We start from the raw sequence: 19,943 nt of genomic DNA on the forward strand, positions 1-19,943 counted from the left end.
CAATAAACAACACATAAGCTGTTATTTGCTACATTGATCCGCAAGTCTCTGCATATCTGACAACTGTTATAAATAAGGATTAATACAGTGAAAATTAGCAGTTCTATCCTTCTTACAATCGGTCTGTTTACCTCGTTGGCCAACGCCATCGTTATTCGACACGATGTACCTGAGCAACACTATGACGCTTCCCTTTCTGACTTTCCGCCATTGGCAACCCTTTATAACATCGGTGTCCATGGCACTTTGATAGCGCCCGACTGGGTACTGACAGCAGCCCATACCGTGTTTTGTATGAACCCGGGGCAATCAATAAAAGTGGGCAATGAGCTGGTTAAAGTATCACAGCGTTTCAGTTACCCCGAATATCGATTAGGCAAGCAACACGACATTGCTTTGCTCAGGCTATCTCAGCCAGTGACGAGTGTGAAACCGGCTGAGGTTTACAATATGCAGGACGAACAAGGTCAAGTGGTGTGGTTTATTGGAGCTGGTGGTTTCGGTACCGGTGATCAGGGAGAAACAGTCAATTATAAGGACAATAAAGGGAAGTTAAGAAAAGCGCAAAATAAAATAGTCAAAGTAACAGACGCCGATATTGTCTTTAAATTTGATGAAGGGAGCAAAGGAGAGGCGTTGGAAGGGGTCTCTGGTAATGGTGACAGCGGGGGACCTGCCTATATCAAACAAGACGGGCGCTTAGTATTACTCGGTGTGAGTTCACGAACAGATTCCTGGTTTTACGATGTCGGTGAATATGGCGTTACTGAGCTTTATACCCGAGTTTCGTCTTATCAGAGCTGGATTGAGCAAGTGATTGGCGCGAAAAGCGATACTGCCAGACGTCAATTAGCCAGCGTGGATCCCTTTTTGCACGAAAACATGGAAGAGAAAAGGATGGATGCATTGTGCAGCTCACTGTCCTTATGAAAAGTGAGTTAGCTAAAAAAGTAAGCCATTTTTTAATCGTCTCAGTTTTTTATAGGGAACTCAGTATTAAATGACCTTCGCTGACCATAGTTGCATTGAGCAGGGTTCAGAGAAGGTCAATCCAGTTTTATCAGCTGAGGGCTTGCCGGAGTTGCTGCATATAACGATCGCCATCAATTACATTGCCAAATGAGATAACACGCTTCGAGTGTGTATCGACAAAAACAGGCTGTTCTTTTTTACCGCTATCCACAATGATGTTTAGTGACATTGACAGCTCTTTAGGCGGGCTTTGTGAATGTAAGTCCTGAGACTTATCCATATAAAGCACACACCCTTCTTCTAATACAAAGTCGCCATTGAAATGAATATCAATCTCTTCGCCTTCTTCATAGGCGCTGCCTTTATGTTGATACTCATACATGTGTGTTGTATAGCCACTGCCACTTAGTCCCAGCGTCAATAACTCGAAATTGTGGTCATGACATAAGCCGTATGCGAACAGGTTTTCATCATCTTTAGTGTAGTCGCTGTCTGTTCTTGGCTCCCACACAACGGCACGTAGCATCAAGGTATCATCTTTATATAGTACAAATGAGTTCTTACCGTATGAATTGGCTTCGGGGTGCTGAAGTGATTGCATAATATGATCCAATACATCGGGAATATTCGCTCTCAGCCCCATTAACTGGTCTACCAGGCCTGGCGTGTCACACAGTCTCTGACCTTCTTTCATATTGTTTTTAATAAACGCCATCAATCCTGCAATGGAATTAGGGGCAACGGTTTTTGGTGAGTAAAATTCCATATGACTAACACGCCTCTTCAAATTCTGTTAACTGAGCCAGGGTAGCTTTGGCTTGCGCTCTGATGATTTGGCAGGGGTCTTCTAAGAGCTCAATTAATGTACTTTTTGCCAGCTGATGGTCCACCTTGAACAGTTCCACCAGAGCTTGCCAACGAATGGCATTTATTCTGTGTTTGGTGAGTGCACTCAGGTACGGGGCGCCTGTTGCACCAAATTGAGGTAAAAACCCGACAAGGACCTTATATCTTTCCAGATTTTGAGTACCAGAGTAACTTGCGATTTTATTGCCCGTTGCAATTTCATATTGCGGGCATACGTCTCGCGTGACTGATTTATTGTGCAGGGCAACGACGACTTTTTCTTGTTGTCCATGAAATACGTAAGCGTAATCTTTTGCCTGTATTTTCAGGTTTTTAGTCTTAGTAAGGTTATTTTCATCGGGTAATGCGAGTACACCATTGAGCTCCGGATAGACGCTCACTGCATAATGATGATCTGAAATAACACAGTATAAAGACTCGGATGCAAACGTGTTTGCTACACCACTTTGAGTTGCAAAAGCATCCAAAGTAATAAGCATTAGCCAGGTATCATCTTCATATAGTGTAATACCCCTGCGGCCGATTTTACCCAAAGAAGTGCTATCTTTGCACGCAACCATGTGCTCAATTTGTGTTTTGAATTGCTGTTTTTCCACATAGTCAAAGAATGTGTTTTCGAGACCTTCAACTGAGCTGCTTGTCGATAACATACTTATAAAGTTATCAGTCATCATATGCCGTCCTTTTATACTGCCATAATACGAAATTGTTTCGTGAAAAGAGGTGAAGTAGCGATACCACTGCTACTTCGACCTATCTATAGCGCTATCTACTTACTTGATACCGATAAACTCAGGTGGAAGTGAAGTGCCATAGCCGCCTGCGATTTCTTTCAGATTAAGTGCTTCAATCGTTTTTGGTGTAAATGTTTTTGGATTGTTCATTCTCATATCCTCAATTAAAATTTATTAGTGTGGATTGGCTCGTGGTAGCCGAAGAAACTTGGACCAACGATGCCAGCTACATTTCGCTAATTAATGGATACCGATGAATTCAGGTGGTAATTCAATACCATATCCGCCAGAGATCTCTTTAAGGTTTAGCGCTTCGATTGTTTTTGGTGCAAATGTTTTTGAATTTTTCATTGTTATATCCTCAGTTAAAACTTAATGTTTTCGATTGGCTCGTGGTAGCCGATGAAAATTGGACGGTCAATCCCGATACCGCCACCGGTAACGTTTTTTAGTTGTAGTTCTTCGATTGTTTTAGGTGTAAATTGATTTACTTTTTTCATTGTTTTTTTCCTAAATTAAAACTTAATATTTTCAACTGGCTCGTGGTAACCGATGAAAACAGGGCGGCCATCCCAGAACCTGTCACCGATACCGCCACCGGTAACGTCTTTTAGTTGCAGTGCTTCGATTGTTTTAGGTGTAAATTGGTTTGCTTTTTTCATTGTTTTTCCTTAATTAAAACTTAATAACATCAATTGGATCTTGGTAGCCAATAAATACTGGGCGGTCAATGCCTGCACCGGTTACGGCTTCTTTAAGTTGTAATTCATCAATTGTTACTGGGTTGAACGATTTTGATTTGCTCATTGTAATTACTTCCTCTATTAAGGCTGGCCGATGAAAATTGGTGGCTCAAAAATGCCGCCGCCGTTAACGGCAGATTTTACTTCTAATGCGTCAATAACTTGTGGTGTAAAGGTTTTGCTTTTGCTCATGGTATTACTCCAATTATTTACATAAAACGAGGCTTTCTAAACGCTTCGTTATATGTTCTTGTTATTTATAGTCTTCAGGGAATGTAGGTACTATATCAGGCGGAAGCTCACCACCAGAGTTAGTGCGTACACAATCATTTGTAAGTGTTTTCATGTTGTTTATACCTTTTATGTCAAGTTCACGAACTAAGCTGACTTTACATTTTTGAGCGTCTCACCTAGTCGACGCCACACAGAATGGATGAAAACCCTGGCAAATGCAAAATACACAGAAATTGAAAAATAACAAATAAAAACAATGGCCTATCTTTTTTTGTTATACGCAGGTAATAACTAGGTTGTTCAGTAATATTACTTGCGTAAATAATGCTTAAAAAATGTATTGTGAAAGGTTTCTGATGATAACCTTTTACAGTAATGATCATCTTATGATGAGTGAGAATTACTTGGTGAGTTTTAGCTGCTCTTCACGTCTATTTACTCTTGGTTGCATTTAAAAGTGTATTTCAAATTTGCCTGGTGGATTTTAAATTGCTAGCGCTATGCATAATGTGTGGGATGATTAAATTGCCGCAAGGAAAGGGGGTGTTGTCTGAAATTAAAAAGATGTCATCTAAGTAATATAGTCTGGTGATTTCACTGCTTGGCAATGAACTCTTTATTTTATGTGGTACAATAGGCTGGATGATGTATTTAAAACTAAAATTGTAATCACTGTTTTTTTAAATAATTGATAAGCCTCTGCCTAAAGCCCAAATATGTGTAATAAGCTTTGATGTAACCTATGTTATTTATTTCCTACCCGGTTTGATTAAGATGATTTTTTGGTTTTAAAGATATAAGTTTTTATCGGATCATGAATTACTGTAATTGAGGGAAGTTAGATGAATTCACCCCTAAACGAAGAGAGCTCACAATATGATGACTACAGAAAATATGGTATGTATTTGCTGTTAGGGATACTTTTTTTCGGTTTTATCTTAGAGGTTTTTATTGGAAGTCCGAAAGACCGTGCTTTTAAAAACGAGTTGACGACTCTAAATACCGAGCTAGCAGAGGGGGACCCGAAAATCAGGGTAGTCAATTATAGTAAATATGATAAACGCCTCCATTTGCGCATTGACTATTCCGATGGCGCTGAGCTAATAAATGGAGCACGCAGACCAAACAGGCAAGCTATCAAAGATATATACAAAGCCAGTTTATTGGAGAAGGTGTGCCAGGCAGAGCTTTTCATTGAAATGTTGGAGCAGGGACAGGTTATTGAAATCAACTTTTTTGACAAAGATCCGTCTAATCGCCCGGATCAGATGTTCAATTTGAGAGTAAGCCATGAGCGGTGTCATGGCGCGCAAGATAAAGATCAATAAAGCGATAAGGCCTGCACAGAATCTGGCATCACAACTTTTAAACTGAATTGTTTCACATAAAAGCACGCGATGCCAAAAAGTATCTATAAAGGATGTCTTGTTCTTTATAGGTGGCTTTCACACTCCAGTGCAGGCAATACAATATCTACCCACACCAGACGATGATCTGATGATGACGCTCTGTCTGCCACCAGCTCTGCGCCCGCCTCGCCACTCGCTGGCCAGAACACACCACTGCCGCTGACGGCAAGATCAGTAGAGGGCAGTACGTAATCTGCTCGCATTCCCCAGTGTGCGGTATGGGTAGCTGAATGTGGATTGTCCGGCTTATTGAGTTGCCCACCTTGTGAAGTTGGTGCAGGGTAGTCGTTAACGCGCGGGTGGGTTAGCAACTGATCAATGGCACCCGGGTAGGCATCACCATCAACCGGGCTGGCATTCAAATCGCCCAGGATTACAAATGACTCATCTGCAAATCCACCAGCTCGTCCTTTGTCGTCATAAATGTAGTCGTTACCTGAAGCGCTAATGTAGTCTTTCCACAATCTTAGCTCATCATGATTACGCTTGCCGTTTCTGTCTTCCGGACCATCGAACACCGGTGGTGTAGGGTGACTGGCCAAGACGTTGAGCTGTTTGTTGCATATCTGTACAGGAATATCCCAGTGCGACTTCGAGGACAAGCGCATGGCGGATACCTCTTCTGCTGAGTACCAACTACTGCCATCTTGCTCCGCGGGCATCAGGTTCCCTGGCATATCTTTCCATAGGAAATGCTGAAACGTTCTTATCTGCTCCTGTTTGATTGGATATCTAGATAGTAACACCATGGCATACTGGCCTGGGTACTTACCAAACCCATAATGAGTCAGGCGAGCATTATCACCAGTAAATGGCGTTGTTACGCCGGTATTAACTGGTGCCAGATACACATAAGGATACTCAATGGGCGCAAAGCCATTCTGGGATACTTCAAGGTAATCATGTTTAAACAAGTTAATGCCTTGCTCTGATTCTTCTATATAGTCGAACTCGTTTAGCAGAATAATGTCGGGCCGGGTGCGTTGAATGATCTGTGCGATATTATTTATCTGCTCATACTCGCCACTTTTTAACGCAAAGGTTAACGCATTGCCAGAGAGTGACTGTTGATTCGACATATCATAATTAGTCGCCTCCATACTGACATTAAACGTGGCCACTCTCAGAGTCTGCTCACTTGTTGGCTGTGAGTCTGAGGAGAGTGTGGTTGAAGTGCTCTGACAACCTGTATTTAAAACGGTGGCGGCCAGTGCTAAAGGTAAGAAAATCGGTTTCATTGTTAGCCTGATACAGATGAATACTCATTTCACTATACCGTTTTTCTGCAAAGAAATGTGTTAATATTTCGTTGTGTGTTTGATTCTAAGTCTAGGTTTAATAAGGAGCTTACCGGTATGAGTCGACGATATGGCATTGTTTTATTACTGCTCGCAACCCTTACCGCTTTCTTAGTTGCCGTTGCGCATATGTCATGTATTTACTTTGGTCCGCAGTGCTATGCGGCCCAGATGGCACCGCCATTTGTGGTGGAGTCTGCTCGCGCAGGCACGCTGATGGCACCGCTACTGACAGTGGCTGTATCTGCGATTTTTATCTTACTGGGTTGCTATGCGCTATCTGCCGCTCGGTTTATTCGACGATTGCCTTTTTTGCGGCTGGGTATTTATAGTATATCTGCTGTCTGTATTGTACGGGGGGTGTTGCCCATTCAATTGTTTTTTCGTTATCCGGAAAAAATCAGTGAGCCTGTACTAATAGCTGGCATTGTCTGGCTGGTCGTTGGGCTGTGTTATCTGTTTGGTTATCGGGCGGTCAAAAAATATACCATGCATTGAGCTCTGTCAACCGCGACCTGCATTTTGCAATTCGCTCAGGACATCCGGGCCAGGGACCTGAGCGGGTTGGCCTTACCCTCAGAGCTTGGCTTTATTCACCATGGCTTCTATATGTTTTATAGCAATCCAGGGGTCACTTTCATCAAACAGGTGCGAGGCGTATTTCATTGTTACCGCTTCGGTATTTTGGTTCAGCTTCGCCAGCTTCTCTTGTGAGTCGTTCCAGGTCTGTGTGTAGACATCAATATCAGCGTAACTCATTTTAGTTTGCCTGATGGTTACATGAGGGATGCCGCGCGATAATACGGTAACAGGCAGATCATCTTTAATTTTATAAAGCGCAGAATGGCTGGAGGCCTCGGCAAAGTCCTCAAACGAGTTATGTTCACGCTCCCAGTTGATGATCATCTCCATCGTGTCCCAACCGGGTTTTGACATATTTGCTTTCAAGGCGTCGAACCAGGATTCATGGGCTGTGTCTATCAGCACCATTCCTTTTACTTTGTCAGGGTATTTGCTGGCGTAGGCACGGGCGACAAAACCGCCAAAAGAATGCGGTACCAGCACCAGAGACTCGACTTTCAGGTGTTCAACCAGCCCAGCCAATTCGTCGCGCAGTTCAACCATAGTTCTGACCTTGGGGTTCTCGTACTGGCTTTTGCCATAACCAGCCCGGTCATAAAAACACAACCGATAACCCTCTGGGTTGGCATTATGCAAGGTGTTTTTATAGGTAGTATGCGCGTCAAGCCCCATACCAGAGACCAGTAATGCCGTGACTTTACCTTGCCCCTGACAGGCATAGGCCAGCGTTTTTCCTCCGATTTCTGTGTATTGATAGTTATGGGTATCCTGAGATTGGCCAGCCTGGCCTGCAAATGTGGCGCCTAACAGCACGACGACGGCGAGTTTGTTCATAGTACAAGTTCCTGTTGTGAATTGTTTATTATTTGATTTACCACAGATAGCTTATCGCAAATATTATTGAACTTTCAATAAATATTGAAAGTTCATCGCTGAACTTTTTCTTTTCCGGTTTCGTAAAAGATGGCATATAACCAAATCTAACAGGGCTGCGCGTGAAAAAAACACTTTACTGGTTTACACAAGATCTGAGGCTTGATGATAACCTCGCACTGGATTTTGCTGCTCAAAATAGTGATGCGCTGATGTTTGTGTATGTGATTAACCCAAGGTATCGCACCCAGACCAATCATCGCTGTAAATTACTTGGCGACAGACAGGCAGCGTTCATCGCTGACTCCCTTATGACGTTAGACAGCCAATTAAAAGCCTGCGGGCACAAGCTTTTTGTGCTTGAAGGTGAGCCCAACCTCTTGTTGCCGGAAACGGTATCAAAGTGCCAGATAAATCAGGTGATCTGTGCGGAACCGATTGGCTTTTATGAGCGTACAATACTGCAGCATACGCGCCGGGCACTGGGACCTGTCCCAGTACACAGCTTCTGGCAACATACTTTGTTTGACCAAGCTCAAATCCAGACATTAAACAGCGATTTAGGCAGTTTTACTCAGTTTCGTAAGCGGGTTGAAAAGGCACCTTTGTCAGTGGTGACGTCCTGCCGTTTTGACCCCAGCAACTTACCGGCACCACTGGTCATTGAGGATCACTCCCTGGCTTTCATACAGTTGGAGCAGTGGCAAGCACAGCTCCAATCAAACCTGTCAGAAACCAGAGTACCGCTGGATTTTCCAGCGGGCGAAGAAGCAGCTCAGGCGCATCTTAAAGATTATTTTGAGAGCGGCGTGGCAAGCAGGTATAAACAGACCCGCAATGAACTGGATGGCTGGCTGAACTCAACAAAAATGAGTCCTTACCTGGCGCTGGGCAATTTGTCACCCCGCCAGGTTTGGTGGGCAACCGAAGCGTTTGAGAAGCAAGTGGAGGCCAATGAGTCGACCTACTGGATCAAGTTTGAGCTGTTGTGGCGTGAATATTTTCAATGGCTTAGCCTCAAGCTTGGGGCAAAGCTTTACCGTTTTCAGGGGCTGGCTCAGACAAAGCCCTTAACTACTTTTATGAGCGAGCGTTTTCAACGCTGGTGTGAAGGTTGCACCCCCTCTGCTTTGGTTAACGCACTAATGAACCAGCTGAACGAAACGGGATATATGTCAAATCGGGGCAGGCAAATTGTCGCCAGTTATTTTGTGCACGAACTGGGGTTGGACTGGCGCTATGGCGCAGCTTATTTTCAGCAACAGCTGCTCGATCATGATGTCGCCTCAAACTGGGGAAACTGGCAGTACATCGCGGGCGTCGGTGTTGACCCTCGGGGTGGTCGTCACTTTAACATTGAAAAGCAGGCACACCAGTATGACGAGCATGGTTTGTTTGTACAAAAGTGGCGTGGTGAGCAAGGCGTCACGGCACTAGATAGTGCAGATGCTGCGGACTGGCCGATACCAGCAGAGGTCGATGCATGAGTGTTGCGGTTGTCTGGCTTAAACGCGATCTCAGATTGTCTGACCACGAACCTTTGTGTCAGGCGATAACCGGTGGCGCACCTGTACTTCTGCTGTACTGTTTCGAGCCTATGTTGCTGGAAGATCCGCATTATTCGCCGCGTCACTGGCAGTTTGTATTACAGTCTTTACAGGATATAAGACAACGTATTCCGGACGGCGCGTTATGGGTCTCAGACAAACCTGCGCTGGATACGCTGGAGCACATCCACAACACGTGGCAGATATCGGGTTTGTATTCTCATCAGGAGATTGGACTGGCCAACACGTTCGAGCGAGATAAGGCGGTGTCAGCATGGTGTACAACACAGGGGATACACTGGTCAGAGTCCCGCAGTGGTGTAGTGCAACGCGGGCTGAGGCAACGACAGAGTTGGGACAAGCAATGGCAGAAAACCATGCGTTCCATATGCGCGACGCCTGACTTGTCTCAAATAAATTGGTTTAAGTTGCAAGCGAGCGAAGGAAGACTTGATGAAATCCAGCAGAGGTTTAGTGTCCCTCCTGGCACTTTTCAGCCTGGTGGAGAGTCTCAGGCACATCGTGTTCTGGAAGAGTTTTATCAGGGGCGGGGCAAAGGCTATTCATATAGTCTTTCAAGTCCCTTATTGAGTCAGCAGGCCTGCTCGCGTATGTCTGCTTATCTGGCATGGGGTAACATCAGTTTGCGTCAGGTGTACCAGAGTGTGCTGGCCCACTGGAAAATGGTTGGCTGGCGCCGCACTCTGGTGGCCTTTTCTTCCAGGCTGCACTGGCATTGTCACTTTATTCAGAAGTTTGAAAGCGAATGCGAGATGCAGTTCAGGCACATTAACCGGGGCTATGAACAGCTGCCGCGCTGCACCGGCGATGAGGCGCAGCGCAGGTTGCACGCCTGGGAAACGGGCAACACCGGGATCCCTATGGTAGATGCCTGCATGAAGTGCCTGATTGAAACTGGCTATATTAACTTTCGTATGCGCGCCATGCTGGTGAGCTTTTTATGTCACCATCTTGAGCTTGACTGGCGCGCCGGGGTTGCGCACCTTGCTCGCCTGTTTCTGGATTTTGAGCCTGGCATTCATTACAGCCAGTTTCAAATGCAGGCAGGCGTGACGGGCATTAACATCATTCGTATTTACAACCCTGTTAAGCAGGGGGAAGAAAAAGACCCCGATGGCGAATTTGTGAAAACCTGGCTGCCTGCGCTCAGAGACATTCCATCGCCGCTGGTCCATCAGCCGTGGACGCTTTCTCCAATGGAGCAGTTGATGTACGGCATTGAACTTGGCAAAGACTACCCCGAGCCGATTGTTGATTTAAAGCTAAGCTATAAAGCAGCCCAGGAATTGCTGTGGCAGTGGCGCAAGAAACCTCAGGTAAAAAAAGAGGCGCAGCGGATCTTAAAACGACACGTACGGCCAAGTTAAAAGCTGGATGAGAGAATGAAGAAATCACAGTTACCGCAAAAAACTTGCCCGGTCTGCCTGCGTCCTTTTTACTGGCGCAAGAAATGGCAACGGGACTGGCCCAATGTTAAGTATTGCTCCAAACGCTGTGCAGGCAGCAAGTCAACGCAGAGAGAACCTCATGAGTAAGCAACTGAGATTAATCCTGGGCGATCAGCTTAATGCTGGTCACACCTGGTACAAAGAAAAATCCCACGATGTACTGTATGTGGTGGCCGAGCTACATCAGGAAGCCAGTTACACACGCCATCATGTTCAAAAGGTGTGTGCGTTTTTCGCTGCAATGCAAGCCTTTGCGCAGGCACTCGAATCGGCCGGGCACCGGGTACTTCACCTGACGCTGGATGATACTCAGGATTTTGCCTCTCTCCCTGAACTACTGACGCATCTGTTTAGCGAGCACAACATCAGTCATTTTGCCTATCAGCTCCCTGACGAATATCGGCTGCGCACGCAACTGGCACAGTTTTGTGAGTCGCTTTCAGTCACATCAAGTGTGTATGACACTGAGCATTTTTATCTCGCCGACGAACAGCTAAGTCGTTACTTCAAGCGCGACAAGCGTCATCGCCTTGAGCACTTTTATCGCAAGATGCGCAGCGAATTTAACGTGTTGATGATCGATGGTGAACCGCAGGGTGGCCAGTGGAACTTCGACAGCGATAACCGCAACAAACTCAAAGCGGCGGATCTTGCCGATATCCCCGAGCCACTGGTGTTCGCTAACGATGTCACTGACATTTTAGCGCGACTGGAACGTCACCAGATCAAAACCATAGGGCAGGCAGATAAGCAGTTATTGTGGCCGGTTAACCGGGTTCAGGCAAAAGACTTGCTGACGTTTTTTTGCCAACATTGTTTGCCGTCTTTCGGACGATTTCAGGATGCCATGACGGGCAAGCTGATAGAGTTGGGTGAAGACCGGGGCTGGAGCTTGTATCACTCCCGCCTGTCTTTTGCGATTAATGCCAAAATACTCAGCCCAAAAATGGTGGTCGATGCGGCCATTGCGGCCTTCGAGCAGTCTCAGGGGACCATCAGCCTGGCTCAAATCGAAGGCTTTGTCCGCCAGATCATTGGCTGGCGTGAGTTTGTGCGGGGGATTTATTGGGCCAATATGCCTCAGTATGCACAGCTCAATCATTTGCAGGCCAAGCGTGCTCTGCCATCCTGGTTCTGGAACGGTGAGACCAAAATGCGCTGTCTCAGTCATGCTATCACCCAATCGCTGACCTATGCCTATGCGCATCATATCCAGCGCCTGATGGTCACAGGTAACTTCTGCCTGGTGGCTGGCATTGACCCGGATGAGGTCGATGACTGGTATCTGGGCATTTATATCGACGCCATCGAATGGGTTGAAATGCCAAACACCCGGGGCATGAGCCAGTTTGCTGATGGCGGCATTGTTGGCTCTAAGGCCTATGCGGCCAGTGGCAACTACATTAAAAAAATGAGCGACTATTGCGGCGATTGCGCCTACAAGGTGACAGAAACCGTCACTGACTCTGCCTGTCCGCTCAATGCCTTGTACTGGCACTTTATGCAGCACCACCATGCACAGTTTGCCAGTAACCCGCGCACCAAAATGGTATACAGCAACTGGCTGAAAAAGTCAGACGAAGACAAACAAGCCGTGCTCGAGCGCGCCAGGCAGATACTCGACAATATTGAACGGCTTTAACGCTGGCGTCCCGGGAGGCGTATCAGTGCATTAGAAACAGTGATAAATGAGGAAGGTATAGAGATGATCAAACAGCTTAGTCGGGAAGATCTGGCAAATATGCAAGAGCGGGAAAGGGCACGGTTCGTAAATAGCTTGTCCGGGTTTAAAAGTGCCAACCTGGTCGGCACACAAGATACACAGGGCAACCCAAACCTGGCCATTGTCAGCTCGGTGTTTCATATCGGTGCCAATCCGCCGCTGATAGGCATGATCATTCGCCCAGATACGGTACCAAGAGATACCTTGAGTAATCTTAAAGCCACAGGTTTTTATACACTGAATCATGTGAATGCGGAAATCTGGCAACAAGCGCACCAGACTTCAGCGCGTTATGCGCCCGGCGTTTCTGAATTTGCGCAGGTCGGGCTGGAGGTTCAGCAAGTAGCGGGCATTGCTGCGCCTTATGTAGCGCAAAGCCAGCTTAAGTTTGCGCTGGCGTTGCGTGAGGTGCAAAAGCTGGAGATCAATGGCACCATTATGGTGATTGGTGAGGTGATGGACATCCATCTGCCGCAACAGAGCATTAAAGCCGATGGTTATATCGACATCGAGTCTCTCAATACAGTCGCTATTTCCGGACTCGACAGTTATCATAAAACCCAAAGGCTGGGCCGATTGAGCTATGCAAAGCCTGAACAACCGCCCAGAGCGCTGAGTCTGGACGGCGAATAGCTATCGCAAAAAGGAGCATTAAGCGCAAGGTGACAACCGCTTTTTATAAAATATGGTACTCAACCATTGCAGCAATGCTGTTATTGGCCTGTAGCGCAGTTTTAGCAGCGTCAAAAATAGAGGTAACAGACTCAGGGGTAAATGGGGTTTATATCGTATCCGTGTCTGATCCCGACGAGCCAGCGACTGAGCTGCTTACATTGTGGCTGGGCGCAGCAAAAGAGTTGTGTGCGGGTACCGCCTATCGCGTTGAGCCTAAAGGTCATCCGGTGGTGCGGGAGAAACGCTGCAGCGACGCTGTGAAGTTAGTCCACAATGACTTGCAATGCCTTGAGGTAGATGCCAGCGTGTTCGGAAAAGTGATCTGTGAACAAGCCCCGCCTTCAGCATCTCGCTAAAAGCGGGCCCTGCGCTTATTTAGTCAATCGCATTGCCAGAGCATTGATCTCCCGAAGGACACTCTGGCGATTCATTTCCATAAAGATCCATAGCTTAGTGGCTATTTGCACCAGTAAACCGGCGATAAACCACACCGCCCAAAAGACCTGATCCATCACCGATGTGGCAATATAAAAACGATAACCGCTGTATACAAAACCTAAGGTGATCAACAGGGCGCTGATAGACGCCAAAATCACCCAAAAGCGGGTATTGCCCTGATATACATTGCCCAACATAGTGAACAGGCCTTTTTCCTCAGCGAGGATCGGGGCCATCTCTGCTTGCTCTTGCTGTAATGCTTTACTGATCTCTTTGTCTAAATTCATGATGCTTACTCCTCGTTAACCATGGCACGCAATTGGGATCGTGCGCGGTTTAATCTCGATTTAACGGTGCCCTGGGGGACATCCAGTATGTTGGCGATGTCTCTGAGAGACATCTGCTCTAAGTAAAATAAATACACGCAGTAGCGCTCGTCGTCTGCAAGCTGATTTATCAGTGCCAGAATGCTCAGCGAGGTATCCAGATCCGGTGTCTCGTAGGCGTGTTCAGGCTGACTGTCTTCGAACCGACTTTCGCCTTGCTTTTGACTGATAAAGCGTCGATAGATGGCCCTGAACACCCAGGCGCGAAAAGCACTGGGCTCTTTCAGCTGCCCGAGCTTTTTCGCCACACTGGTCCAGACATCCTGACAGATATCATCTGCACAGGCGCGCTGGCCACTGAGTTTCATTGCAAACCGCCAGCTTGGCTGATAAAACGCTTCGCATAAGGTTTCGAACGCACGCCGGTTACCCAGTTGGGCAGACAATACCAGTAATGCGGCCTTTGATGGTTCCATGCTATTCCTTGTGGCTTTTTCTACAAGACGGCGCAGCACATAAAAAGGTTCACGAGCATCAGATTATTTTTCCCAGTAAGGGATGTCGCCGAAATAGCGGGTCAGGTAATCAATAAAAACCCGTACTTTAGGCGCGAGTAATCGGGAGCTGGGGTAAACCAGCCAGATGGCGGTATCAGACTTCAAAGGGTAGTCCGCGAGCACCTCAACTAACTCTCCAGAGCGTAATGCCTGATAGGCACTCCAGCGCGAGTTAATGGTGATCCCAAGGCCAAGTTGACAGGCTTCTCTGATGGCATCGCCATTGTCGGCGCGCAGCTGACCCTGAACTTTAATGGTCTGGACGCCATCTTGGGTATGAAAAGACCAGTGTTCCAGCCCAGAGAGCGTAATGCAGGCATGAGAGCGCAAATCCTCAGGACTTTGTGGCTCTCCTTTAAGGGCCAGATAATCGGGAGCTGCAGTGAGCAGGCGAGTATCTGTTGCTAACCTCTTGGCCACCAGAGTTGAGTCTTTCAGCGCACTATTTCGGATGGCAAGATCAAACCCGCCTTCAACCAAGTCCGCAATGGTGTCGGAGAGTTTCAGGTCAAGCTTAATGTCTGGATAAAGCGCAAAAAAGCCGGGTAAAGCCGGCAGAACGTGCATGCGGCCAAAGGAGGCGGGCATGGTCAGCCTCAGTTTGCCACTGGGTTTGGTGGTGCCTGCGCCGATGGCGGCGCGGGCGGCTTCAATGCCGTTTAATACATCCTCGGCATGGGGCAAAAACGCCTGTCCTTCTTCGGTTAAAGCGACCTTGCGGGTGGTGCGGTGCAGTAGTCTTACGCCCAAGTCGGTTTCAAGCTTATGAATATGACTGCTCGCGACCGCGGCTGACAGCCCCAGGTCCTGACCTGCCTGACTGATGTTGTGGGTGGAGGCAATGCGGATAAACAGCTTCAGATGTTCAATGTTCATTATCAACAAAATACATAAAGTGATTATAAAACCAAGTCTATTATCAAAATACTGAAAGGCAAGTATAGTTTTCGTCATCAACACAGGAGAGCTCAATTATGAAAGCAATGGTTTTGAATCAATATGGTGATGACGCCGAATTTAGCGCAACTGAGGTTGCTAAACCCAGCGTGAGCACCGGTCATGTGCTGGTGCAAGTTGCAGCCAGCAGTGTTAACACCGTGGATACCATGATCCGTACCATGGGTGAGGCGCTGCCCTTGTCACCAGCTTTACCTGCCATTTTGGGGATGGACTTTGCCGGTACAGTGGTTGAGGTAGGCGAAGGCGTAACCGGCTTTGCACCAGGCGACGAAGTTTATGGCTGTGCTGGTGGGCTGGCCGACTTACAAGGTGCACTGGCGGAATATATGCTGGCCGATGCACGATTGATTGCACGTAAACCGCGTAATCTGAGTATGCGAGAAGCAGCGGCGTTACCCCTGGTTGGGATCACCGCCTATGAAGGGTTACAACGTGGGGATATTAGCGCAGGCCAACAGGTACTAGTGCATGGCGGCTCTGGTGGGGTCGGTCATGTGGCATTGCAGTTAGCTAAGCATTTTGGCGCCCGTGTTTATTCTACCGGCGGCGGTGAAGCCCAGCTGGACTTAATTCAGCGTCTGGGCGCCGAACCAATCAACTATAAAACCGAGTCGGTTGCCGACTATGTTGCTAAGCACACCGATGGCAAAGGGTTTGATCTGATCTTTGACTCGGTCGGGGGAGCTAATATGGCCAACTCGTTTGAGGCGGTTGCACTCAATGGTCATGTTGCCTCAACGGTCGCTATGGTGGACCTTGATCTGTCGCTGGCGCACTTTAAAGGGCTATCTTTGCATGTGGTCTTTATGCTGATCCCTATGTTGCATAATCACAAACGTGAAGCACATCATCATATTCTGAACGAGTTAACAAACATAGTCGAAGCTGGTGAGCTAAAACCGGTACTGGATGAACAGCGTTTTGAGTTAGCCCAGGCAGGGCAGGCGCATGCACGTCTGCAAAGTGGTGCGGCGATGGGCAAAGTGGTGATTGATGTTTAGCGCTATTTGTTAGTATCTTTTGTAAAAGATAGGAAACAGCGTCTAAAGTATAAGTGCTTAATGGACAGGGACTAATAACTTATGATGCTGGATTTGGGCCTCATTTTAGCGGGTATTGCCATGCTGACTCTGGGTGGTGAGGCGCTGATCCGAGGCGCAGTGGCTGCGGCTCGGCGGTTGCGCGTTTCACCTTTGCTCAGTGGCCTGGTGATTGTCGGGTTTGGCACTTCAGCGCCTGAGTTGGTGGTCTCTGTCGATGCTGCAGCTCAGGCTCAGCCCGATATAGCCATGGGGAATGTGGTTGGCAGTAATATTGGTAATATCTTGTTGATCCTTGGATTGTGTGCGTTGATAAGCCCCATGTCTGTACAGCCACTGATCCTGCGACGTGATGGGGTTATCATGGTGCTGAGTTCTGTGTTGCTGGCGGTACTGATAGGTGGTCAGGGACTTTCGGCTACAGACAGCATTATACTGTTGGGGGCACTAGTCGGTTATCTGGGCATTGCTTACTGGAGCGAAAAAAACCACAGTTCACCTGCTTCTGAAATGTATGCTGATGAGGCAAAAGAAATTGAAGTCGTGCCAGATGCTGCCTGGCGCATTATCTTGTTTTTGGTCGCCGGCTTGGCGCTGTTATTACTGGGTTCTCAGGTGCTGCTGAAAGGGGCGGTGGGCCTGGCTCAGCATTTTGCTGTTTCACAAGCGGTGATCGGTTTAACCTTAGTGGCGGTGGGCACCTCCTTGCCCGAACTGTCTGTCTCTTTGATTGCCGCAATGCGTCGCCATGCCGATGTTGCCATTGGCAATGTGCTGGGCAGTAATATCTTTAATATCCTTGGGATCCTCGGGGTTTCTGCTTTACTACAGCCACTACCAGCTCACCCTCGCGTGTTGCAGTTTGATTTGTGGGTGCTACTTGCCAGTGCGTTTATTTTGTTGTTTTTCCTGTTCACCGGGCGTCGCCTAAGTCGACTGGAAGGCGGCGTGTTACTTAGCGGCTATATAGCTTATCTTATCCTCAGTTTTAAGGTCTTTGGAAGTTAGTCAATACATTACTCATTTAAGGGTATAACTCTGCCACTGACCGTGCAAAACGCCACTCATATTGAGCATCCTGAAAGTCAAATTTTTGCCAGATTTGTGTCAAGATCGTCTGACTTCAAAGCCGGATGTTAAATTAAGTGGTTGGTATGGCACAGCTCTTGACACTGTGATAGGTGAATTTTCTAAGTCTTACTAACAGTGAAATTACTAACCTATTGAAATGATTGAATATAGGTAAATGTTCCGAGAAGGTAAGGCAGATCATCGACAAGAACAATAACCAATCTGGTGCATTTGAGGATCCCATACCGCGCAACTTGCACCAAAAGGGGGCAATATGAACTATTACGAAGTAAATTTTGATGGCCTGGTCGGCCCAACGCACAATTACGCCGGGCTGTCGTATGGTAATGTGGCGTCCAAATCAAATGCCAACAAAATCTCGAACCCAAAACAGGCGGCACTTCAGGGGCTCGAGAAAATGTGGCACCTGGTTCAACTGGGCCTGCATCAGGGTGTAGTTGCACCTAATGCCCGACCGGATTTAATCACGCTCAGAGCTTGTGGTTTCACGGGCTCAGACAGTGCGATGATAAGCAAAGCAGCAAAAGTTCAGCCTCAACTGCTTAAGGCATGCTACTCAGCTTCTTCAATGTGGACAGCAAACGCGGCGACGGTATCACCGAGCTGCGATTCGGCAGACGGAAAACTACACATCACGCCTGCCAATCTGAATAACAAGCTACACAGGGCCATTGAAGCGCCTCAGACCAGTCAGATCCTCAAAGCCATGTTCAGTAATCCTGACTTTTTCAGTCATCATGATGCACTGCCACAGCACCCATTGTATGGCGACGAAGGCGCGGCAAACTACACGCGTCTGGCAGACAGTTACGGACATCAGGGTTTTGCGTTGTTTGTTTATGGCGAAGACGCCCATACTCAGGTTAAGCCGCAATTATTTCCTGCACGCCAGACGCGCCAGGCATCCGAGGCGGTTGCGCGCAGCCACCAGCTGGACCCGCAGCATACTTTATTTATTCAGCAAAACCCTGAGGTGATAGATCAGGGCGTATTTCACAATGACGTGATTGCCATTGGCAATGAAAATGTCTTTTTATTCCATGAGCAGGCGTTTTATCAGCAGCAAAGCGTGATTGAGCAGATCAAAGCGGGCTATCAGGGCGACCGACCGCTTCACCTGATTGAGGTAAAAAATGCCGATATCAGTGTTGAAGAAGCGGTTAAGAGTTACGTGTTTAACAGCCAGCTGGTCAGCTTGCCGTCCGGTGGTATGGCCGTGATTGCGCCGGGAGAATGTCAGATGGTAGGCAAAGTGGAGCAGTATTTATCTGCGTTGTGTCAGGCCAGCAACCCGGTAAGCGAAGTGATTTATATGGATCTTAAACAAAGCATGCAAAATGGCGGCGGGCCGGCATGCTTACGCCTGAGAGTAACCTTGTCTGAGCAAGAACTCAGTGCTGTGAATCAGTCGTGTTTACTCAACCAGCGCTTATATGATCAATTGCGTGACTGGATAAACACACACTACCGCGACAGGTTGAGCGAAGCCGATCTTGCAGACCCAAGTTTAATGACAGAGTGTCAGACGGCACTGGATGAGTTAACGACTATCCTGAATTTGCGGTCAGTTTACTCATTTCAACAGGCGTAAGTCGTGAGGCGTTAATCAAGCGAAATGATCGGCGCCTCATTGAATACGTCCGTGTTGAGTGGATGTGTTACCAGTGTGACCTGAATAGTGGGCTGCTCACTGTATTCGGCAAAGGCCAGCTCTGCGACCTGAGCATATTTGCTTAGGGTGTGTTGTAACTCTTGCCACATTTTATCATGCAGTATGGGTGGCATTTTCAAAGGCTTGATCACAACATGATGCTGAGGTGTTTTGTGTGGGGCCATTACGGCTTCCAGCGTTTGTTCCATGTGCTTACAGGCTGACTGTTTGACTACCATGCTGTCCGGCGCGAACCCCAAAGGTGGGCTCACCAAAAACCTGAACCTGTTCTGGGGTTTTAATTCCAGCAGCTCAATATCCTCCAGCGCGCGTAAATATCGGTAGCTGGAAAGGTCGCTCAGACCACATTCGCAGGCAATTTTCTCCACGCTATGTTGCTGGTAAAACAACCGTGAAAAATAACTTAACAGGTGCGGGTTTTCTGCAAATGCCTGATCTTGACGCGCAGAAAAATAGGTGTGCGCTGATCTGTGTTGTTGACTCTTACTAAGCAGCTCAGCCGTATCTAATCCGCACAACTGTGCCAGCGTTAACAGCCTGTCTAAACTAATGTCATCCTGATTGAGCATTCGCTTGATGGTGTTTTCAGACACGTCAAACAATGCAGCAATATCCTGATAGGTAAGTTGTCTGGCTTTTAACTGGACTTTAATCGCATCGAGGCATCGCCTGATTATCTGCTTGTTGAGATCGTTGGACACTTTATCTGCTCATTCACTATTTTCGTCGTAA

Annotated in this window: 23 protein-coding genes; 12 read left to right on the forward strand and 11 right to left on the reverse strand. The window is 47.3% G+C overall.

The window, feature by feature from the left end:
* Positions 1 to 87 precede the first annotated feature (87 nt).
* The gene (locus tag ACXAH1_RS04025) at positions 88 to 930 is read left to right on the forward strand and encodes a S1 family peptidase (RefSeq protein ID WP_475194025.1); all 843 of its coding nucleotides are present in this window, start codon (positions 88 to 90) and stop codon (positions 928 to 930) included.
* A 130-nt stretch (positions 931 to 1,060) separates the two neighbouring features.
* Here ACXAH1_RS04025 and ACXAH1_RS04030 read toward each other — a convergent pair whose 3' ends face one another.
* The 5 genes from ACXAH1_RS04030 to ACXAH1_RS04050 form a co-directional block, all read right to left on the reverse strand.
* Positions 1,061 to 1,738 carry a hypothetical protein gene (locus tag ACXAH1_RS04030; protein WP_475194026.1) on the reverse strand — a complete coding sequence of 226 codons (678 nt, stop codon included), beginning with the start codon at positions 1,736 to 1,738 and terminating at the stop codon, positions 1,061 to 1,063.
* Positions 1,739 to 1,742: 4 nt separating this feature from the next.
* Positions 1,743 to 2,513: a HEAT repeat domain-containing protein gene (locus ACXAH1_RS04035; RefSeq protein WP_475194028.1), complete on the reverse strand. Its 771-nt coding sequence runs from the start codon at positions 2,511 to 2,513 to the stop codon at positions 1,743 to 1,745.
* A 425-nt stretch (positions 2,514 to 2,938) separates the two neighbouring features.
* Positions 2,939 to 3,073 (reverse strand): hypothetical protein, encoded by a 135-nt coding sequence (locus tag ACXAH1_RS04040; RefSeq protein ID WP_475194030.1) that lies wholly within the window; start codon positions 3,071 to 3,073, stop codon positions 2,939 to 2,941.
* Between the two features lie 15 nt (positions 3,074 to 3,088).
* Positions 3,089 to 3,235, reverse strand: coding sequence for a hypothetical protein (locus ACXAH1_RS04045; protein ID WP_475194031.1), 147 nt, complete (start codon positions 3,233 to 3,235; stop codon positions 3,089 to 3,091).
* A gap of 13 nt (positions 3,236 to 3,248) precedes the next feature.
* Entirely contained in the window at positions 3,249 to 3,380 is a 132-nt protein-coding gene (locus ACXAH1_RS04050) for a hypothetical protein (protein ID WP_268795156.1), read from the reverse strand.
* A gap of 1,012 nt (positions 3,381 to 4,392) precedes the next feature.
* Between ACXAH1_RS04050 and ACXAH1_RS04055 the strand changes: the two genes are divergently transcribed.
* Positions 4,393 to 4,878, forward strand: a complete 486-nt coding sequence (locus ACXAH1_RS04055; protein WP_475194034.1) for a hypothetical protein — start codon at positions 4,393 to 4,395, stop codon at positions 4,876 to 4,878.
* A gap of 104 nt (positions 4,879 to 4,982) precedes the next feature.
* Here the strand turns inward: ACXAH1_RS04055 and ACXAH1_RS04060 are convergent, their stop codons facing one another.
* Complete coding sequence (locus ACXAH1_RS04060; RefSeq protein ID WP_475194037.1) at positions 4,983 to 6,197, reverse strand: endonuclease/exonuclease/phosphatase family protein; 1,215 nt, start codon at positions 6,195 to 6,197, stop codon at positions 4,983 to 4,985.
* A gap of 117 nt (positions 6,198 to 6,314) precedes the next feature.
* Between ACXAH1_RS04060 and ACXAH1_RS04065 the strand changes: the two genes are divergently transcribed.
* Complete coding sequence (locus tag ACXAH1_RS04065) at positions 6,315 to 6,755, forward strand: hypothetical protein (protein WP_475194038.1); 441 nt, start codon at positions 6,315 to 6,317, stop codon at positions 6,753 to 6,755.
* Between the two features lie 78 nt (positions 6,756 to 6,833).
* On the opposite strand, the gene ACXAH1_RS04070 is transcribed toward ACXAH1_RS04065, so the two are convergent.
* Positions 6,834 to 7,673 carry an alpha/beta fold hydrolase gene (locus tag ACXAH1_RS04070; protein ID WP_475194039.1) on the reverse strand — a complete coding sequence of 280 codons (840 nt, stop codon included), beginning with the start codon at positions 7,671 to 7,673 and terminating at the stop codon, positions 6,834 to 6,836.
* Between the two features lie 161 nt (positions 7,674 to 7,834).
* Between ACXAH1_RS04070 and ACXAH1_RS04075 the strand changes: the two genes are divergently transcribed.
* The 6 genes from ACXAH1_RS04075 (at position 7,835) to ACXAH1_RS04100 (ending at position 13,482) form a co-directional block, all read left to right on the forward strand.
* Positions 7,835 to 9,199, forward strand: coding sequence for a DASH family cryptochrome (locus tag ACXAH1_RS04075; RefSeq protein ID WP_475194042.1), 1,365 nt, complete (start codon positions 7,835 to 7,837; stop codon positions 9,197 to 9,199).
* Positions 9,196 to 10,647: a cryptochrome/deoxyribodipyrimidine photo-lyase family protein gene (locus ACXAH1_RS04080; protein WP_475194044.1), complete on the forward strand. Its 1,452-nt coding sequence runs from the start codon at positions 9,196 to 9,198 to the stop codon at positions 10,645 to 10,647. The genes ACXAH1_RS04075 and ACXAH1_RS04080 overlap by 4 nt, the downstream gene beginning before the upstream one ends.
* A gap of 15 nt (positions 10,648 to 10,662) precedes the next feature.
* Complete coding sequence (locus tag ACXAH1_RS04085) at positions 10,663 to 10,815, forward strand: DUF2256 domain-containing protein (RefSeq protein ID WP_475194046.1); 153 nt, start codon at positions 10,663 to 10,665, stop codon at positions 10,813 to 10,815.
* Positions 10,808 to 12,370: a cryptochrome/photolyase family protein gene (locus ACXAH1_RS04090; protein WP_475194048.1), complete on the forward strand. Its 1,563-nt coding sequence runs from the start codon at positions 10,808 to 10,810 to the stop codon at positions 12,368 to 12,370. Before ACXAH1_RS04085 ends, ACXAH1_RS04090 begins: the two co-directional genes overlap by 8 nt.
* 63 nt (positions 12,371 to 12,433) lie before the next feature.
* The gene (locus ACXAH1_RS04095) at positions 12,434 to 13,084 is read left to right on the forward strand and encodes a flavin reductase family protein (RefSeq protein ID WP_475194050.1); all 651 of its coding nucleotides are present in this window, start codon (positions 12,434 to 12,436) and stop codon (positions 13,082 to 13,084) included.
* Between the two features lie 29 nt (positions 13,085 to 13,113).
* Positions 13,114 to 13,482: a hypothetical protein gene (locus ACXAH1_RS04100; RefSeq protein ID WP_475194052.1), complete on the forward strand. Its 369-nt coding sequence runs from the start codon at positions 13,114 to 13,116 to the stop codon at positions 13,480 to 13,482.
* A 15-nt stretch (positions 13,483 to 13,497) separates the two neighbouring features.
* Here ACXAH1_RS04100 and ACXAH1_RS04105 read toward each other — a convergent pair whose 3' ends face one another.
* The 3 genes from ACXAH1_RS04105 to ACXAH1_RS04115 form a co-directional block, all read right to left on the reverse strand.
* Positions 13,498 to 13,851, reverse strand: a complete 354-nt coding sequence (locus tag ACXAH1_RS04105; RefSeq protein ID WP_475194054.1) for a DUF6768 family protein — start codon at positions 13,849 to 13,851, stop codon at positions 13,498 to 13,500.
* A 5-nt stretch (positions 13,852 to 13,856) separates the two neighbouring features.
* Complete coding sequence (locus tag ACXAH1_RS04110; RefSeq protein WP_475194056.1) at positions 13,857 to 14,366, reverse strand: RNA polymerase sigma factor; 510 nt, start codon at positions 14,364 to 14,366, stop codon at positions 13,857 to 13,859.
* A 63-nt stretch (positions 14,367 to 14,429) separates the two neighbouring features.
* Positions 14,430 to 15,323, reverse strand: coding sequence for a LysR family transcriptional regulator (locus ACXAH1_RS04115; RefSeq protein ID WP_475194058.1), 894 nt, complete (start codon positions 15,321 to 15,323; stop codon positions 14,430 to 14,432).
* Between the two features lie 98 nt (positions 15,324 to 15,421).
* Between ACXAH1_RS04115 and ACXAH1_RS04120 the strand changes: the two genes are divergently transcribed.
* From ACXAH1_RS04120 to astB, 3 genes are all read left to right on the forward strand, one after another.
* Positions 15,422 to 16,408 carry a zinc-dependent alcohol dehydrogenase family protein gene (locus ACXAH1_RS04120; protein ID WP_475194061.1) on the forward strand — a complete coding sequence of 329 codons (987 nt, stop codon included), beginning with the start codon at positions 15,422 to 15,424 and terminating at the stop codon, positions 16,406 to 16,408.
* Positions 16,409 to 16,489: 81 nt separating this feature from the next.
* A complete protein-coding gene (locus tag ACXAH1_RS04125) occupies positions 16,490 to 17,455 on the forward strand; it encodes a calcium/sodium antiporter (RefSeq protein WP_475194062.1) in 966 nt (321 codons plus the stop codon).
* Between the two features lie 337 nt (positions 17,456 to 17,792).
* Positions 17,793 to 19,130, forward strand: a complete 1,338-nt coding sequence (astB, locus tag ACXAH1_RS04130) for an N-succinylarginine dihydrolase (RefSeq protein WP_475194064.1) — start codon at positions 17,793 to 17,795, stop codon at positions 19,128 to 19,130.
* A gap of 11 nt (positions 19,131 to 19,141) precedes the next feature.
* Here astB and ACXAH1_RS04135 read toward each other — a convergent pair whose 3' ends face one another.
* Complete coding sequence (locus ACXAH1_RS04135) at positions 19,142 to 19,912, reverse strand: helix-turn-helix domain-containing protein (protein WP_253045382.1); 771 nt, start codon at positions 19,910 to 19,912, stop codon at positions 19,142 to 19,144.
* Between the last annotated feature and the right edge of the window lie 31 nt (positions 19,913 to 19,943).

The organism is Pseudoalteromonas sp. AWH4_217 (genome assembly GCF_056161105.1).

Excerpts from the sequence above, each read along its gene's own strand:
- astB (WP_475194064.1), top strand. The coding sequence starts at position 17,793 with ATGAACTATTACGAAGTAAATTTTGATGGCCTGGTCGGCCCAACGCAC.
- ACXAH1_RS04055 (WP_475194034.1), top strand. The coding sequence starts at position 4,393 with ATGAATTCACCCCTAAACGAAGAGAGCTCACAATATGATGACTACAGA.
- ACXAH1_RS04030 (WP_475194026.1), bottom strand. The coding sequence starts at position 1,738 with ATGGAATTTTACTCACCAAAAACCGTTGCCCCTAATTCCATTGCAGGA.
- ACXAH1_RS04065 (WP_475194038.1), top strand. The coding sequence starts at position 6,315 with ATGAGTCGACGATATGGCATTGTTTTATTACTGCTCGCAACCCTTACC.
- ACXAH1_RS04095 (WP_475194050.1), top strand. The coding sequence starts at position 12,434 with ATGATCAAACAGCTTAGTCGGGAAGATCTGGCAAATATGCAAGAGCGG.
- ACXAH1_RS04115 (WP_475194058.1), bottom strand. The coding sequence starts at position 15,323 with ATGAACATTGAACATCTGAAGCTGTTTATCCGCATTGCCTCCACCCAC.
- ACXAH1_RS04070 (WP_475194039.1), bottom strand. The coding sequence starts at position 7,673 with ATGAACAAACTCGCCGTCGTCGTGCTGTTAGGCGCCACATTTGCAGGC.
- ACXAH1_RS04050 (WP_268795156.1), bottom strand. The coding sequence starts at position 3,380 with ATGAGCAAATCAAAATCGTTCAACCCAGTAACAATTGATGAATTACAA.
- ACXAH1_RS04045 (WP_475194031.1), bottom strand. The coding sequence starts at position 3,235 with ATGAAAAAAGCAAACCAATTTACACCTAAAACAATCGAAGCACTGCAA.
- ACXAH1_RS04125 (WP_475194062.1), top strand. The coding sequence starts at position 16,490 with ATGATGCTGGATTTGGGCCTCATTTTAGCGGGTATTGCCATGCTGACT.
- ACXAH1_RS04110 (WP_475194056.1), bottom strand. The coding sequence starts at position 14,366 with ATGGAACCATCAAAGGCCGCATTACTGGTATTGTCTGCCCAACTGGGT.
- ACXAH1_RS04120 (WP_475194061.1), top strand. The coding sequence starts at position 15,422 with ATGAAAGCAATGGTTTTGAATCAATATGGTGATGACGCCGAATTTAGC.
- ACXAH1_RS04105 (WP_475194054.1), bottom strand. The coding sequence starts at position 13,851 with ATGAATTTAGACAAAGAGATCAGTAAAGCATTACAGCAAGAGCAAGCA.
- ACXAH1_RS04090 (WP_475194048.1), top strand. The coding sequence starts at position 10,808 with ATGAGTAAGCAACTGAGATTAATCCTGGGCGATCAGCTTAATGCTGGT.
- ACXAH1_RS04060 (WP_475194037.1), bottom strand. The coding sequence starts at position 6,197 with ATGAAACCGATTTTCTTACCTTTAGCACTGGCCGCCACCGTTTTAAAT.
- ACXAH1_RS04080 (WP_475194044.1), top strand. The coding sequence starts at position 9,196 with ATGAGTGTTGCGGTTGTCTGGCTTAAACGCGATCTCAGATTGTCTGAC.
- ACXAH1_RS04085 (WP_475194046.1), top strand. The coding sequence starts at position 10,663 with ATGAAGAAATCACAGTTACCGCAAAAAACTTGCCCGGTCTGCCTGCGT.
- ACXAH1_RS04040 (WP_475194030.1), bottom strand. The coding sequence starts at position 3,073 with ATGAAAAAAGTAAATCAATTTACACCTAAAACAATCGAAGAACTACAA.
- ACXAH1_RS04035 (WP_475194028.1), bottom strand. The coding sequence starts at position 2,513 with ATGATGACTGATAACTTTATAAGTATGTTATCGACAAGCAGCTCAGTT.